Source organism: Metabacillus sp. 22489 (assembly GCF_052044855.1).
Taxonomy (GTDB): Bacteria; Bacillota; Bacilli; order Bacillales; family Bacillaceae; genus Metabacillus; species Metabacillus niabensis.
This window is the reverse complement of sequence record NZ_JBQENT010000022.1, coordinates 33,002-49,647: the sequence shown is the minus strand read 5'-3', so window position 1 is coordinate 49,647 and position 16,646 is coordinate 33,002. Positions and strand designations below refer to the sequence as shown.

The 16,646-nt window shown below is 39.3% G+C and carries 10 protein-coding genes; 1 reads left to right on the top strand and 9 read right to left on the bottom strand.

Features of this window, described 5'->3' with window-relative positions; all coding sequences use genetic code 11:
• Positions 1–328 precede the first annotated feature (328 nt).
• The 9 genes from ACTJJ9_RS14035 to ACTJJ9_RS13995 form a co-directional block, all read right to left on the bottom strand.
• Positions 329–4,786 (bottom strand): hypothetical protein, encoded by a 4,458-nt coding sequence (locus ACTJJ9_RS14035; protein WP_145582251.1) that lies wholly within the window; start codon positions 4,784–4,786, stop codon positions 329–331.
• Positions 4,764–5,510 carry a DUF6063 family protein gene (locus tag ACTJJ9_RS14030; RefSeq protein WP_145582250.1) on the bottom strand — a complete coding sequence of 249 codons (747 nt, stop codon included), beginning with the start codon at positions 5,508–5,510 and terminating at the stop codon, positions 4,764–4,766. The genes ACTJJ9_RS14035 and ACTJJ9_RS14030 overlap by 23 nt, the downstream gene beginning before the upstream one ends.
• On the bottom strand, positions 5,510–7,021 hold the full coding sequence (locus ACTJJ9_RS14025) for a hypothetical protein (RefSeq protein ID WP_255451905.1): 1,512 nt from the start codon (positions 7,019–7,021) through the stop codon (positions 5,510–5,512). Before ACTJJ9_RS14025 ends, ACTJJ9_RS14030 begins: the two co-directional genes overlap by 1 nt.
• On the bottom strand, positions 7,012–8,085 hold the full coding sequence (locus tag ACTJJ9_RS14020) for a Wadjet anti-phage system protein JetD domain-containing protein (protein ID WP_145582248.1): 1,074 nt from the start codon (positions 8,083–8,085) through the stop codon (positions 7,012–7,014). Before ACTJJ9_RS14020 ends, ACTJJ9_RS14025 begins: the two co-directional genes overlap by 10 nt.
• Before the next feature lie 474 nt (positions 8,086–8,559).
• Positions 8,560–8,940 carry a MazG nucleotide pyrophosphohydrolase domain-containing protein gene (locus ACTJJ9_RS14015; RefSeq protein WP_145582247.1) on the bottom strand — a complete coding sequence of 127 codons (381 nt, stop codon included), beginning with the start codon at positions 8,938–8,940 and terminating at the stop codon, positions 8,560–8,562.
• Positions 8,941–9,168: 228 nt separating this feature from the next.
• Positions 9,169–9,636 (bottom strand): hypothetical protein, encoded by a 468-nt coding sequence (locus ACTJJ9_RS14010; protein WP_145582246.1) that lies wholly within the window; start codon positions 9,634–9,636, stop codon positions 9,169–9,171.
• A 47-nt stretch (positions 9,637–9,683) separates the two neighbouring features.
• Positions 9,684–10,952, bottom strand: a complete 1,269-nt coding sequence (locus ACTJJ9_RS14005; protein ID WP_145582245.1) for a DnaB-like helicase C-terminal domain-containing protein — start codon at positions 10,950–10,952, stop codon at positions 9,684–9,686.
• Between the two features lie 42 nt (positions 10,953–10,994).
• Positions 10,995–11,447 (bottom strand): hypothetical protein, encoded by a 453-nt coding sequence (locus ACTJJ9_RS14000; RefSeq protein WP_255451904.1) that lies wholly within the window; start codon positions 11,445–11,447, stop codon positions 10,995–10,997.
• A 699-nt stretch (positions 11,448–12,146) separates the two neighbouring features.
• A complete protein-coding gene (locus tag ACTJJ9_RS13995; protein ID WP_145582244.1) occupies positions 12,147–15,914 on the bottom strand; it encodes an AAA domain-containing protein in 3,768 nt (1,255 codons plus the stop codon).
• A gap of 320 nt (positions 15,915–16,234) precedes the next feature.
• Here ACTJJ9_RS13995 and ACTJJ9_RS13990 point away from each other — a divergent pair, with 320 nt between their 5' ends.
• Positions 16,235–16,630: a (deoxy)nucleoside triphosphate pyrophosphohydrolase gene (locus ACTJJ9_RS13990; protein ID WP_145582243.1), complete on the top strand. Its 396-nt coding sequence runs from the start codon at positions 16,235–16,237 to the stop codon at positions 16,628–16,630.
• The last annotated feature ends 16 nt before the right edge of the window (positions 16,631–16,646 follow it).

Genomic DNA, 16,646 nt, shown 5'->3' with positions numbered 1-16,646 from the left:
GAACAACTATCTTTTTAGAGGTTAACAATTTTTGTCAATTGAGGATTGTCTCCTTTGAAAATTGATATATTTGCTAAATGTTGATGTTCAAAAATAAAAAGCGAGAAAGCAATTACTTGATTTCTCGCATCAATATATATTGTTTTCAATTCATTGAACTCGAAATTCAACAATTGGTAACTGTATAGATTTTAACAATTTTTCATATTTTAACATCAATTAATACAAAGAACCATAGAGGAATTACGTCCAATTAAACGAGCCCTATGTGATTCATCTAAAGAAAAATCTGGTTCTCACACTACCATAGGCAGTACGAGAACCGTCCCTATTTCGCCTCTTCCCCTTGGTAAATCCGAAACGCTGGAACAATCGTATCTGAAACAATTTCCTTGCCCTTTTCACGAATGAAATCCAATTTATAATAAGCATCGAATCTTTGGCTAATCTCCGTTTTTACAAGCTCAGGTGGAGTAACAACGATGAATTGGAATTTCAGCTTTTCGGCTACTGCGAAGATTGGATCAAGGACATGTGCTGATGCGGCTTGTCCGAACGGGTTATCACAGACGAGTGGAACCCACCTTTGGTCTGTTTCACTCTTAACCGATAGTAGCATCATCATCATGACCATTCTTGCTGATAGCTTTTGCCCACCACTTCCATCGGATTTCGTCTTAGAGCCTTGATTAATCGTTTGCCATGTGGAATAATGCTCTTTTTGCGGTTTTCCGTACATAAAGGCATTATCCGTCCGCATGTTATAGACGAGTAGCTCAGGGTATCGATTTCTGAGAGACACAAATAAAATTTGCTCATCACTTATAAGCTGGTTTATTTCCTGGTCTAGCTCACGATTATTGTCGTCAATCATCTCAAATTGCTTCGTGATTTTATTTATCGCTGTGACGAAATGCTGCTTTAGCAGTGGCTCAATATCCTCGGCCTTTTTAGGTAAAATATCCTCTTTCAGCTGGACAAGCGGGAAGGCTCCACGCTCATTTTTCAGCTTCATTTTCGCAATCATCGAACGAATGGCCTCTGAAATGCTCATCACCTTCATGCTGGCACGGCTAGCCCAGAAGTTTTGCGCCTTTTCCGCTCGTTCTTTATCTCGTTCCAATTGCTCCAAGCCACTTTGTGAAAAACGCTTCATATTTTTCACAACGCTTTGAATATGTGCATAATGCCTTGTATCCATATGGTCTAGTGTTGTTAGCACTTCATTTTTAAACCGGATCTCCCAATCCTTCCCTTCAATAGTAAGCTTTAAATTACGTAAGGATTGCCCGATTTTCGCGTGCTTCTCTTGTCCGTCCTCCTGAATGGCCTGATGCTCCTCACACCAGGATAGGATACACGCTTTTCCCTGACTCTTAATTTGTTCAATCTCACGCACAGTAAATGCTGCCGCTTCCTCCTTGAGAATAACAGATAAGGTTAATAAGTCCCCTTCATAGCCCGTAATATTCGCTTCTGTTTCCTTTTGGAGCTTCTCAGCCTTCTTTACCTCGTCCTTCGTTCGTTTCGTCACGTCTTTTATTTCGACAGCCTTTACCTCTAAATCAAGGTCTGCCCATTCCTCAGGCTGTCTCTCGTGCTTGGCAACCTTTTTCCCGAGCTTTTCACGCTGTTCGATCGCATGCTGCATGGATGTTTCCGCTACTGTTACAGCTGTTCCCTGCTCTCGTTCCGCTTTTTCTGCTGCCTTTACTTCCTTCTGAGCAGTTTGCAGCATATTTTCGACGATGCTAATTGGTTCCTCTGGTACTTGTGCTTCCCTCCAATCCTGTTGATGACTGGCAAGCTTTTTCTCAAGCTTCTTTTGCTGCTTTTGCTCCGTTTCCTTTTTCGCCTGAAGGACAAGTAATTCTCCAGCCTGCTCTTCCTTTGACTTTTGCAGCTGCTTTAGCTCCTCAATGCTTCCATTCATCTCTTCTAATAGATGTAGAGATAAGCTCGGCACCTCTTCAGTGTCATCTGCCTTCTCATCACCAGGAAAAGCCGCTTTCTCAATAAAGTAGGTGATTTCCTTCAGATTTTGTTCGATTGTCAGCTTCCATTCGACATAGGTTTGATTCCACTTGCTTTGCAGCTCAACAATTGCTTCATGCTCTTTTTCGATTTCCTGCAGCTCAAGCGATAAAGCTTCCTTATGCTTCTCTTTTTCTTGCTTCACCCGTTTATTTTCTTGATGATGAGCCTTTTCCTTTTCAAAATCCTCTAACGCTTCAACATCCTTTGCTAGAGCCTCCATCTTTTGCTTCGTCTTCTCGATCTGTTCCTTAAGCTGAAGCTGTACTTCCTTTTCTTTCTCTGCCTGTCCTGTCAATTCCTGAAGCTGTGTTTTCTTGGAAAGAAGCGTGTCCTGCTCCTGATTCAATTCCCTTTCGATATCAGAAGAAAGCTCACTTGCTAAAAATCGGTCAATTTCCTTTAAAATCCGACGTAATGCTGCTTCTGTTTTTTCAAGCTCTACAAGTGTAGCTTTCTTTTCATCTATTTGTTTCGCAATCTTTATTTTCCAGTTCGTAAAGTGATGCTTATCTGTTAAAAGCTCCTTCTCTGTTCCATGAAGGATGACAAAGGATTGTTCGTCCTGATCGCTGTTCATTTCCTCACGCAAGTAAATCGGAACAGGGCTTTTAAACATTCTTCCTGAAAGCATCTGCTGATTCACCTTTTGCCATTGCTGCTGGCTGACAACTAATCCATAGGGAAGGAGTGGATATCTTTCGAGTAGGTTCGCCATTTCCTCTGTACTTAACGATTGAAGAAATTGGCTGCCATAAAACACATCGATCCCCGTCTTCTCATCAATCCATTCCTTTAATTCCTTTACATCCTTATTCGCAATCCAGAAATGCTCATCATTTAACGAGTGATCGATCTGTGCTTCCCAAAGCTCCTTCTTCACTTCTTCATCCTGCTTCAGGTTTTGCGTGAGGAGTTCTTCAACCTGAATGGCATACTTCGATAGGAGCGAATGAGTAAACGGTGTAGCGACATCAGCTAATAATCCATGAAGCTTATCAGCAAGCTTGTCCTCTTTTACCTTTTGTGCTTCATTTGCCGCCGTTAATTCTTCACATTTATCCTCTGAAAACTGAATCGATTGCACGAGTGTACCATGTGAAGTCGCAATTTCGTTTTGGCGTTCACTTGATTGCTTATCCTTTCCCTGTAGCTCATCAAGCTGAGCCTGCTTATCCTCAATTTGCTTCGTAAGACCTTCTATAAAGCCCTTTAAGTCATAGGTTAATCTGTCACCAAACTCTTTGACGAGCATCGCTTCCTTCGTTTCAAAGGAATGCATTTGCGTATAAAGAAGGTCAATTTCCGAGCTAAGCTGTGCGATTTCCTTTATCTTTTGCTTATCCTGTCTTGTTAGCTCTGATCCCTGTTTCTTTAAGTGCTTTTGATAGCCGACATATTGGGTAACAGCCGCTTGGATCGATTGATAGGCGCGCTCCCACTGAGCCGCTGCCTCTTGTTTGATTTCATCCATTCGTTGATTCACTTGCTCTAGACCACTATTTTGCTCTAGCTTCGTAATCTGCTGTGAAAGGGAACGAATCGTTTGCTCGTTTTCACTCCATTCCTTTAATAAAGCTTGGAAGGCGAGCTCGTCCTTTCGTTCCTGCTTCTCCTTCACAGCCTGCTCTAGGACTGTATGCTTCTGCTTTTCTTCTGCTAATTTCTTTTCCCAATCGAGAACCTCTCGATGTGCCTTTGCATAGTCAAGATTATCCTTTTGATAACGTAAATCTGCTTGCTTTTCTGTTAATTTTTCAATGTCCTTCTCTAACGTAAGCAGTGTTTCTTCCTCTGTTTGCTTGAGATGCTCGAGTGCACCGAGAAATTGTCTGCCAACCTTGACGCTTTCCTCGACAATTTCTTTATGCTCGACCCCTTTAGCGACGTATTCTTCAAACGGAACAATGTCCTCTAAAAACTCTTTATGTGCTTGCTCCCTTTTTAACAGAACGGGAAGGTCCTTTGCGATGCTTGCCTGGCTTTTAAAAATCTCGACTAAATCATTTTTTTGATGCTCGGTTCGATGTAAAACCTGGCTAACCGTTGGAATAATCCGTTTTTGGAATAAGGAATGATCATCCTCTGCTCCCTCAAAATATTTCCCAACTCCACCTTCATCCTTGTTGATCTCCTTCATAATATCCCAGTCCTTACGGTTAATTCCGTATGTATCGAGGATCCGATAATGCTTCTTCGTATCTTTGTACACATCATAGCCATTCCATTTTAAATAATCCTTCATGCCTTCCGTTTCAGCGACTTCATCATTTTCATAGAGGGGAATATGCTCAAGCGCTGCCTCTTCATGCTGTTCAAATTCTCTCGTGTAAAAGGTGATATTCGGGAGAATCTTAGCCTCCTGCTCTAACGTTTTCCTTTCGCCACTCTCTTCACTCAGCGAAATCCGTTGCTCTGCAGAGAACATTCCTCCTGTAATCAAATGCCTGCGATCAGCACCGTCCAATTCCCATTGAATGACGACATGAAAGGTATAAGGAATAAATTGCTCTTTATTGTTAAAAAAGAACTGCTGGTAATACCGATTGTTTTGCTTTCCCCATGAGGTGCCAGGCTTAAGGATTTGGAAGATCGTTTGCAGGAAAACACCCTTCCCGCCACCATTCATCATCGCAATGAGCCCATTTGTTGAGGTCTCCTCATTGTGAAAGTTAAACGTCGTATCCTTGTATTGCTTTTGCATGCCATCATACTTGAGGCCAACAATTCTAATTCGATGAATCTTCGGCATGCTCATCCTCCTCTGTCGTTACTAATTTTTTAAACATTTCATACCGGTCATAATCATGATACAAATAGTCAATCCGCTCAAAAAGCTCCTGCTTCGGTATCACCTTCGGAATATCGTCCCGATCAAGAATGACGATTAATCCCTCTGTTTCTAAGAGGCGCATCGCACTTGCAATCAATCCGATTCTCGTTCGTCGATTCCCCTTTTTCATTCCGAACTCCTCTGTATCAACCTCCATGTACTTCCAAGCAGTCACAACCTCTTTCATATCGATCCGTTCTTCTTCCCCGAATGTAGGCTTCGCTTTAAGCATGCTCTCCCAATTCATGATCAGATCATTAACTTGCCGTTCTAAAGCATAAAAGCTAATCCCTTCTCGCTTTGTGCGAATTTTCGCCGCCTGATTTTGGTCGATTGTCGCTAAAAATGACATCATCACAACACTCATGAGATGGAAGTGCTTCTTCGTTTCGATTTGCCGGTGCTTATCCTTCATATGGGTGAAATTGGTCGCAAAGACGGAGCCTGTTGGCTGAACAACTAATTGAATCCGTTTCGGCGCTTCAATGATATATGTACCTGATTCATCAGCCAATAACAGCACGGTTTGTCTTACCTCTGGCTCAAAATACGTTTGGAAGTGTTCACTCGTTTCATCGATCACCTTTTCCTTTAATAACGAAAAATAGACCGCTGATGCTTTTTTGATCGTTTCTGCATTCATCATTTCTCCTCCTCTACACAGAGTTTAAACGGCGTCATTTTAATTCGAGACATGTGGAAGGGCTCTGCGCGATGATCAAACAATGTAAAAATCTTCATCCCTTCAAACCGTTGAAATTGCGGATATTCCTGCATCAGCTTATAAAGGAGAATTTCCCGTTCATCACTTAATGTCTCTTCCTTACGATAGAGCACTTGAATCTTTAACGGCTTTTTGTCAAACATCATCCATAAATCAATCGTTTCCGTTTCCTCAAGCCATAACGCCTGCACCTCTTTGGGCAGATCGATTAAATCGGCTAATGAAAACTCCTTGTATGTTTGTAAGTATTGAAACACATAGCTCCATGCCTTGATGACAGAATCCCAGTTTGTCACACGCTGAATGGTGATGCTCTCTTCTGGTTCCTCTTCGACAACGGTGTTCTGCTGCTGTGCTTCATCAAATTCTTGCTCACCCCATATCCAATCGAGTGGCAAAATAAACTCATTCTTCGGTGAAAATAAAGGAGAAAGAACCGTTTCGATTTGTCCAAAATGGTGAACCTCTTCCTTCATAAGCCAATTTTCATACACATGCTCCCGAAAGGACACAAGGCTGTTTTCCCAAAACAATGATGGGTTTTCTGCTTTTAATTTCATCTCATAGGAAATATTTTGAATGACGAGCTTTGCAAAGCGATCATGTAATTGTCGTGTATGACCGATTTTTTCATGGAGAAGAATCAATTCCCGCTGAATCGAATCATCCGCTTCATTTCTTCGTTTTGTTTTTTCGATCATATTCGTAATCGTGCGGAAGTGGTTTTTTTCTTCCTCAAATTGCTGTTCAATTTCAACCCGATTGTCGGCTCGTTGCATTTCCTCTTCGATTAATAGGATTTTGGGATTGTTGATCATTTCCTTTTGAAAGGTGAATTCGTTTGCCATTAAGCGGTTAACTCGTGAAATGAGGTGATCGAGGTTTCGCGTAGCTTTTCTAAAATTACCATTTTTAATCAGCTGCATGCTATAGAGCTGCTCAATTGTGATCGAGAACTCCTCAGCCATTTCTCTACTCATAAAAATCATTTCCTGGGCAACGTCAGTCAGCTTATAAACAATTGCGCCGCCTATCTCTAAATTCGTATACAATTCATCCATTGTGACATACCGGAAAACCTGTGTTTCCCACGATTGTCGAATTTCATCATAATATAACGCCTCAAACGGTTTACTGTATTCTTCTTTCCCCTGATACAAAAGGCCGCTTGTAATCCGTTCAATTTGCTTCTCGTCAGCTAATAGCTTCATTTGCTTAATCGAATCTTCAACCATATATTTAATATCCGATTTCCGCCGACTGTCATCATCATTTAATTCCCGATAAAAAATCGAAAGGAGCACCTGCATGAGAATCGTTTGGATATGAGGCTTTAGCTCACCTACCTCCATTCCCCTTCCAAGCTCAAACAGAGGATTCAATCGTTGCATTCGCTGGGCAAAGCCTTCCCATGATTCGTTCACATCCATCTCCTCCATGTTTCAATTGTTAATACTTCCTGTGGAATCCGCTTATTTTCCTGCCATAATTGCACTAATAGCTCCTGCTCTTCATCCGTAAACCATTGAATAAATATATCACGATACTTGGTATTTTGTGTTTGTCCCCTTTTTTGATCATTCCTTTGATCAAAGCATTCAAGCATCTTCCGGTATGTTTTTAAGGCAGGCTGAATACAGCAATCTGGATATCTTTCCATTAGCCGAATGAGAATCCCGTAGCTTTCTGCATCAAGGTCCCCTGCATAATAGAACAGATAGGATTTAGGCGGAAATAGTTTGAAGAAGAAAGAAAAGCTCTGCTCAATTTTCTTTCCCTCTCCATAAATAATCAGTTCAGGCTCATAATCAAGCTGTCCTGCCTCCAATAATTGAATGGAGGTATGAAAGAATGCTAGATTTTCAACAATAAGCACCCGCTGAATCTCATTTATCTCTTTCCCCTGCTTCAACCAAAAAACAAACGGCTCCCCATAGCGTTCCATTTTAAGCTGTTCCTCTGAAACACCAATTCTCGTTAAAAAGCCCTTCCCCTCAGGAAATTCACTACTATCTACTAAAAACTTCTCATGTCCAAACAGCTCAAGGCTTCTTTCTTCGACTGAGACGATGTCCCGTTCCTGACTGGACTGAAGAAAGGTATAAACATTCTGTATTCGCGTCCATTCATCCTTCGTTTGCCACTCAGGATGACGTTCATAATATGAAAAATCAAACTGGTCACCTAATTTCATCATCTCAAGCCGATCCCATTTGACCTCTTGAACCTTTACATTCACCCAATAATATAAGGCAAGCGATGGTGTCTTTCCATTGAATTGATTATTTTGAATCGGGGTCAATTGCCCTTCAGCCTCCAATGCTTCTATTGCATGACAAAACAACGTATAGCCATCCATTTCAAAATAATCATCTAAAAGCCTGCGTAGCTGTAGCTCTAGATCATTTATGTTGATTTTTTTCTTTTGTTTTGGGTGTTGGATGTCCTCAATAAAGCCTCTTACTCTTGTTTCGATAATATCGATTTTACTCACCTACTTACATTCTATCCGTTTTTCTGAGATAGACTTAGAGAAACGGATTGTGCATGTTTATATTATAAACTAGTTTTTGGTTTGTTCGTAAATGGATTTTTCTTTTTGGGATGGGGAGGGGATGGGGGGGATGATTTTTGTCTAGAGTTTTTTGGTCCTTTTCTCGAATAAAACACGGAGTTGTGTATAATGTATGTTTTGAAAGACCACCAGTAATTTGATACTGGTGGTCGGGGTCGAACCGACACTCCCGAAGGAACACGTTTTTGAGTCGTGCGTGTCCCCCAATTCCGCACCACTGGCAAGATATATATGTTCAAACAGTTGGTATCAATTGATTTGAACAAGGACATTGTACCTGACAAACGATCCAACTACCTATCAAGTTGCTACGATTAATTTTGTTCGTTTCAACTGAAAGTAAACAAAATTAACCACTGGAATCCCCCGTGTAAAGGGGAAATATCTGATTTTTCATCTTTTCAGTCCAACATCTTTATTCCTTCTATTTTTGACTTCTTCCATTTTAGTATAAAAACTTTCCTCTAAATCAATTTCAAAATAATTAGCAAACTTAGTGATATAAGCCAAACAATCTGCAAACTCTTTCCCCAGTTCTTCCTTAATTGAAGACTTAGCTATTTCAAACGCTTTATCCTCCTCCATGCCTTCATTGATAAAAGTGTTTGTCATATTGAATGCTTTACGTAGCTCTTCGGCTATCTCTGCGACTTCGGTAGTAAGTAGCATATAATTATTTAATAAAGAAGACTTTGTTCTCTCATAATCCTCTGTTTTAATTTGCCAGTTCATTTCTTCTTGATATTGTTTAGAAAACTCTTGTAGTTTTTTCATCGAGCGCACCCCATTTTTTTACGTTTATATTTATAATACAAAGAATTGTACATGATTCAAATGAAAGAAATTAAAAAAACTCCATTAATTTGCGAGTTTAACGTTTTTCTTCCTTTCCTAATGATAAAAACCCCCACATATGTAGATGAAATACAATTGTAGGGGTTAATAGTTTTAAATTTATTGTCATTATCTCAAATAATCATTCAAAGGTATTTTCCAACTTTTCTATCCATAACAGCTAACGGCATTATAATTAACATCGTACTTTTCACTCCCCCTCGTAAAATACCCCACAACAGCCGGAAAATGAGTGAATTCCTTCCTCATATCCCGAAACGAAACCACATCCTTTCCTCTAACAAACTCAAAATCTAACGAATATTCATGACAATTAAATGGTGAGTGATGGTACACTTCGAAATAGTATTGAATGGCCTGTTGCTCGTTTCTAGCAAAGATAAAGACAAAATCATTCTCGTTCATCTTTAATGAGTAAATCCCAATCTTATTAAAGCCTAAAACATTGTCTTCAATCATTTCCGCGACCTTCTCATGATCTGCTTGTTCAAAGTCGATTTTTGATATATCATCTCCTAATGAAATTTTCTGCTCCGCTAGTAAGTGATGGATGTAATGGGCTAATGAAGATTCTTCAGAACAGATCGAATCCAAATATAGCTCTTCCACAATCACGTGTTCTCACCTCGATAAGAGTTTTTTATTGCCTTTCGTCACATTTCTTACTGTTGCCCATTGGTAACACTCTGTTCCTTTTGCTCCTCAATTTTTCCTGTATACACGTTGTAATTGACCTTTATAGACCCAATCGGACCATTTCGGTTTTTCGAAACAATGATTTCGAGGGAACGATCCTCGGTGTCCTTGTCATAATAAGCTTCACGATACAAGAACAAAATGACATCTGCGTCCTGTTCCACACTGCCCGATTCCCGAATGTCTGACATGAGTGGCCGTTTATTGGCTCTTGATTCTACTGAACGATTTAGCTGTGCTAAACAGACGACTGGGCAATCAAAGTCCTTTGCCATTGTTTTAAGTGATTTGGATATTTCCGTAACCTGTAAATGAGAATTCCCCCCGTATGATTCGCCTGATTGGATGAGAGTTAAATAATCGATAAAAATAATCGGTTTCTTGTGTGGAAATTGATTTTTCATTTTTCGTGTTTTCGATCTCATCTCAGCAATCGTTTGTCCCGCTCCATCAAAAATTTGGATATGAGTTTCGTTGAGATCGTGAATCACATCAGACCATTTATTCTTTTGCTCTTCTGTTAGCATTCTTTTCGGATTCCGCATTTTTGTCCGATTAAAGCCCCCTGTCGATGCAATTAATCGAGTAGTAATCAGCTTTTCAGGCATTTCCAAGGAAAAGATGAGTGGAAGAAACCCGGCCCATCCCGCTATTTTAGCGAAATGAAGCATGACATCGGTTTTTCCCATTGATGGTCTTGCGGCGACAATTGTCACTTCCCCGCCCTGAAAGCCTCCTGTTACTTCGTCGAGACTTTGGATACCTGTTGTGATGCTTTTCGAGATGATTGGGTCCTCCCATGGTGCCTCATAGATAGCTGACGATGCTTGTTGGATTGACACATGATCATCTAGCTTCATTTGGTTCAATTTATCCAATTCGGTCATGACCCTAGAAATCTCCCAATCATTCATTGCTGCTATCGTTAGTAGATTTTTCTTTTCGCGTTCCTTCCAAAGGTCTAGAATAAGCTTTTCTATTCCCTCAAATTTCTCAAGGTCCGCATAGGATAACAACTCCGAAAGGTAAGACATTCCCCCTAATGATTCAAGGTCAGGCAAGGTTGTCATTGTGATTAAATCAACACTCTTGCCTGAACGGTTTAATTCCACCATTCTGCGCATGATTTCTCTATGTCGTGTGCTTTCTAGCTGTTCAGGCCGAATGATCGTATCCTTTAGTAGATACTCTGCCTTTATCAAGCTCCCTAAAAATGCTTTTTCAGCTAAACTCAATCCTTTTCACCTGCCAAATCTAAGAAATGCTGGGTTTCCTACTTACTCTCCATCCTCAATGCTAAGAGACTTTTCAGGAACGCAAAAGGATTCATATAAGCTACGAATTTCATCCCTAAGTATCGATTTTGAAACATATTGGATAAGCGAGGTGTCATCTACTTCTTTTAATTCAGAATGAACGCTGTCCATGACTGACTTTCCACCCTTCCGTAGATACTCTCTTCCCCAGTCTTTAACGGCGAGTTCTTTTGTTTCAGGATTGTAACGAATTAGCTTATGGTAGTTGATGAATCTTTCCATTAGCAATTGTACAGCCTCAATTGAAAACCCTAAATCAAACGACATTTGTTTTTTTATAATGCGATAAATTCCAATTCGGGTCGTATACGGATTCGTAAGGAGATAAACATAAAAATATTTATCCTCTGGTGTCATCTCTTCCACAATCGGATTGTTCCAAAAGTCTGTCCGTAATTTTCTATAATTTGTCATCTGTTTCACTACCCTTTCTTCATTGAATTTTCTTTTCATATGTTATATATAGAAAAATGGAGGAAGGGTAGCGCTGGTTTTGAAAATTTTAAATATTTTTTGTCTAAAAAAAATTTGTTGACTAGAAAGAAATTAATTTACAGTGCTAAGTCTTCGACGGAATTGATTAGTATTGAGATTTTTGGGCCCAATTTATTAATTTATTGTGCTCCAATTGAAGGTATTCAGAGATTAATGGGTCATGAGAAATGTAAATCGACTAAGATATATGCTAAACTAAGTGGTCATCTAAGGAAGGAATTTTACTAGAAGTATTTCTAAGAAACATAAAAGGAGCAACGAATCTTACTAATGATGTTGCTCCTTTAACTATTGCTACCCATTCCTTTAAGTAAAATACTTCACAATCTTTTTTACCCCTCAATAAACAACTCAACCCCTAAATGTCTTGTCTATACAAAAAGAGGCTTTTCTTATTAAAGAAAAGCGCCCGATTGTTGAACAATAATGTAAAGTATGTTTGGTAAATATCATTACTATATTTTACTTATGATACAGTTCAGTGTGGATAATTACAAACCACCCCTATTTAAGAAAATAGATACAATAAAGGACTCATTTTTTCAATACTCCAAAAAAATAAGCAGCACTGAACAGGTACTGCTTGTAAAACTAGATACTTCATGGCGTGACTGGCACTTATCGCATTTCCAACACATCCCGAACTTCTTCACTCCGAACTAACTCTTTAATTCGGTGTTCAATACGCTCTATCTCATTTACAGGATTCTTCCACCAATTCCTACTCCAGATTCGTTCGATTGTCCAACCTCTTGATTCCAAATATCTTTGGCGATAAACATCTCGTTCTCTAGCGCTTGGGGAACTGTGATACATGGCTCCGTCACATTCTATTCCAAGGATGTATCTGGAACTATCGTTTGGATGGACGACTGCCATGTCGATTCGATATCCGGACATTCCTACTTGTGTGGTGATTTCATATCCTAGATTACGAAGCTGTTGGTACACTTGCTCTTCAAATGGGGAATCGAAATGAAGAGTTTGTTGGACAGCGTGAGTGTTTACTACTTCGTTAACCTCTTGGATTACTGCATGGATGTCTTCTATTCTCCCACCAGAAACGGCTCTTGCATATTTCAAGTAAGACTTTAATAGCTTCGGACCGCGTTCGGACGTGTTGGCTACATTCAGGTCTTCTGGTTCGATACTTGAAACCACGATGATACCTTCTTTTGCACGGGTAACAGCTACGTTTAATCGATTTTCTCCGCCACTTTGGTTAAGCGACCCGAAACGGTTGTACACTTTGCCTTCTTCATTTTTTGCATAGCCAATGGAGAAAATAATGATATCTCGCTCGTCTCCTTGTACGTTTTCAATGTTTTTGACAAATAGCCTTTCATCTAGCTCACGTGCCATTAGTTCATTATAAAGGGCTCTAAATTCTTCATCTTCTTCTGTTATAGCTTCAATCACATCTTGTACTTTTGACTGTTGTTTCGCATTAAAAGTGATGATCCCGACAGACTTACCAGGTTGTTGTTGTAGCGTACGCTTTAACTGCGCGACGACTTCCAGTGCTTCCACTTCGTTCGACTGGTTAAGCCATTTACCATCTACACGTTTCCACACTATGCCAGGAGGCTCTCTAAACGGCGTAACGTTTGGAGCAATTTGGACATAGCCGTTATAAAAGGCATGGTTAGAAAAATTAATGAGCTCTTCATACTTAGAACGATAATGCCAATGCAAAATCTTCGCCGGAAATCGTCGTTTAGCTAAGTTGAGTAAGCTAATGGACTCATCGGTATCAAACTTCGCTTCTTCCTCGTCTTCTTCATCCTCATATCCCGCTCGGAACAAATTGGATGGTTGGAGCTGCTTTTCATCCCCTGCTACGATAATTTGTTTACCACGAAATACAGATGGCATGCCGCTTTCTACTGTTAACTGGGAAGCTTCATCAAATATAACGATGTCAAACAGCCCTTCTGTTAATGGGAAAATAGATGACACCATTTCTGGTGAAGCCAGCCAAACAGGTAAAATATCAACTAGTCCTTTGTCTGCAAAGTTGTTTACTAGTTTACGAAGTGGCCAGATCATTCTCTTTTTACCTGTTTGATGTTTCAGCTCTTTCGTCGACTTCCCATGTACTTGTTGAACAGTCTTTACCTCGTTCTTAAGTTCATGGACCAAATACTCTGCTGCTACTTTTCGCTTTTCTTCCAAAAGATTAGCGAACGATTCGCGTATTCTACCAAACTCATTTGTAGATATCTTCTGCACATCTGGATACTTTGCTTCAAGTTGATCAATCCAGTGGATATATGCTGAATTTTTCAAGGTGTCTACCCAAAATTCTGACAATGATTGATCTGTGTTATGCTCTTTTTCCTGCAGGGCAATAATAACACTCTTTGTATCGTCACTTGCCTGTCGCCAAAATTTATCCATTAATATAAGGTCATCAAAGTCACGATGGATATACTCTAATAACAAGTCTAACTCTTTTAACGGTATATCCCCTTCTGCCACGCGATTCTGTAATTTCTTTACTTGTTCCTCTTGCATCAAAGTAGACAGTGCCTTCATGTCATCTGCCATGGCTTTCGTTATTTCTCCTAGGTCGTGCATAATCTTTAACGACTGTTTTACTTTTATCCACTCTGTAGAACTTGTTCCTTTGAACTTCTCTCCGTTTGTTATCTCTTCAATAATGGATTTTCCTGTAATCGTCGTCCACCAGAAAATACGCAAACCTTGAAGCGTACGTTTTTGGCTATCATCTAAATCTGGATAGATTTTTTCTAATCGATGTTGTATTTCCCATGTATAAGCAGGCGTAATCTTCTCAATATCCAGCGCTTCAATATAGTCTGTTGCTTTTTTCGCCTTCTCAATTAAAGCTTCTAACGTTTCAATCGCTTCTAACTTCGCTTTCATGTCAAATGCAGCAAAGCTCTTTCGGTGACGTAACGGATAAGACTCTTTTCCAAACCGCTCATACCACTCTCCATACGAATATACTGCTTCCGCCATATCTCGTAAAGATCCTCTTGTCAATCGGTCAATCACACTGTTTAAAGATATAATTTTATTTGAATCAGTTATCGGTTTAGATGCACCGTAAAGTTCATATAATTTATACCCACATGGCTGAGTTTCAAAGAGCACTTTGGCAATTGTGTTTAGTAGCTGTTCTTGATTATCTAACCGAGAAGTCACGTTAATCAACTTTTCAACAGCTTCCGCAAAACGTAACTCGTCATGTTCTAAAACTGTCGAAATCTTTTGGTAAAGTGCTTTTCGGTCTACTTTCTCATCATGTACAAGGGCAACATGATCACTAAGCCCCAAACTATTCATCCGTTGATAAACAACGTCTAGCGCGGCACGTTTCTGACAAACAACAAGTATCTTTTTATTTCGATAAAGTGCGTCTGTTATGAGATTTACAATGACTTGCGATTTTCCTGTACCAGGAGGTCCATGTACAACTAATCCCTTTTGATGACGAGCCTCTCGCAAAATTTCTTCTTGAGAACCGTCTGTTTGTAATAGATTCAGAATATCTTCTTTTTCACTGGACTGCTCGTCTTTCTCGACACCACTAGGTAGCACACCTGCCTCAATTGATTGATCATCTTCAGAGTTAATCATCTCTCCAACTAACGAAAGAGAGCTAGTTTCTGATAGGCTAATCAATTCATCATAATCACGAACAATAGAAGAACCACCTTGCGGAAAATCACCAATAACCGCATTATTAAGTAATGTCATATTAGCAACTTCTGGAATATCACTTACCTTATACTCCTTTAATCGATTTAGACCACTTTCAGTAAACTGAACCTTCAACTGGTGCTTTTCCAAAAAGGTCTTAATCGTAGTAAAGTCCATTGAGCTTGCAACTGAAACAGCCTCTTCAAAAATCTCCTCTGAGTAGCCGAGCTTATTTAATTTCTTCATCGTCAAAAAGAGTGTACGATTTAACTGTGGTCCATCTTCCTCCACATGTAACACCCATTTTTGCATCGCGATATTATCTTTTTCCAACCGAATTGGGTACAAGAATAGAGGGGCTTGAACAAAGGTTCCATCGAGGAGAACACCAGATAGAAAAGGATAACCTAAGTAAAGGTCATGAACGCCTGTTTCATCTTCCATTGCTTTAATTTGACGATAAAGATCGTTTAGTTTTTTTGATAATTTCATTGATTTCTCATCATCAAGAGAAGGGTGCAATAATGTAATCTTTCCTTTCATTTTCTGCTCTACTATTTTCTTTATAATCGACTGTGCGTCTTCTTTTCCTTCTATTGAATCTATATTTACAAGGTCAAAGCTCCATTTCTGAGATATTTTCAATAGACGAATAGAACGATTTCGTTTGTTAATGTTGTTTAGCTTATCACGCATATGTATTAGATGAGCTTTCATTTGGATCACTTCTTTCATTAAAGCGGTTTTTGAGTAATATTTTGTTTAGGTAAATTATACTTTAAATTATAAGTAAATGGTAACAGGATTTTGATAGTAATATTTTCACGTTATTTTACATTCTACCTTAGTGGAATGTAGCAAGTACAATTGTACTTTTAGTAATTTAAAATTTCAAAAAATAACTGCAGTATTCTAAAGCAGTTAGTTACAATGTTTTCTATAAACATTACTAATAAGACTCACTTTCACACTTAACAGTTTTGAATTCAATTCTGAAATGTTATCATAAACTAGTAAAAAATTGTTTGGAGGATACTATGAAGAAAACGGTAAAAGTAGTTGCGGCAATCATTGAAAATGACAATAATGAAATCCTTTGTGCTTTGCGGTCTCCTGAAATGTCAATTCCGAATATGTGGGAGTTCCCAGGTGGAAAAGTCGAAAAGGATGAAGACATCTATTCTGCTTTAGTTAGGGAGATTAAAGAAGAGCTGAACTGCACGGTTGAAACATTTGATTTATTCAATGACAATACACATGAATACGATACATTTATTATTAATCTCATTTCGATTAAATGTAGAATTGTAGATGGAACACCAATACCTAATGAGCATTCCACTTTAATTTGGCTAAAGAGAGAAAATCTTGACTCATTGAAATGGGCACCAGCTGATATTCCAGCAGTTGAGCAATTAATAGATGAAAAATAGTCTTCTCAAATTGAGA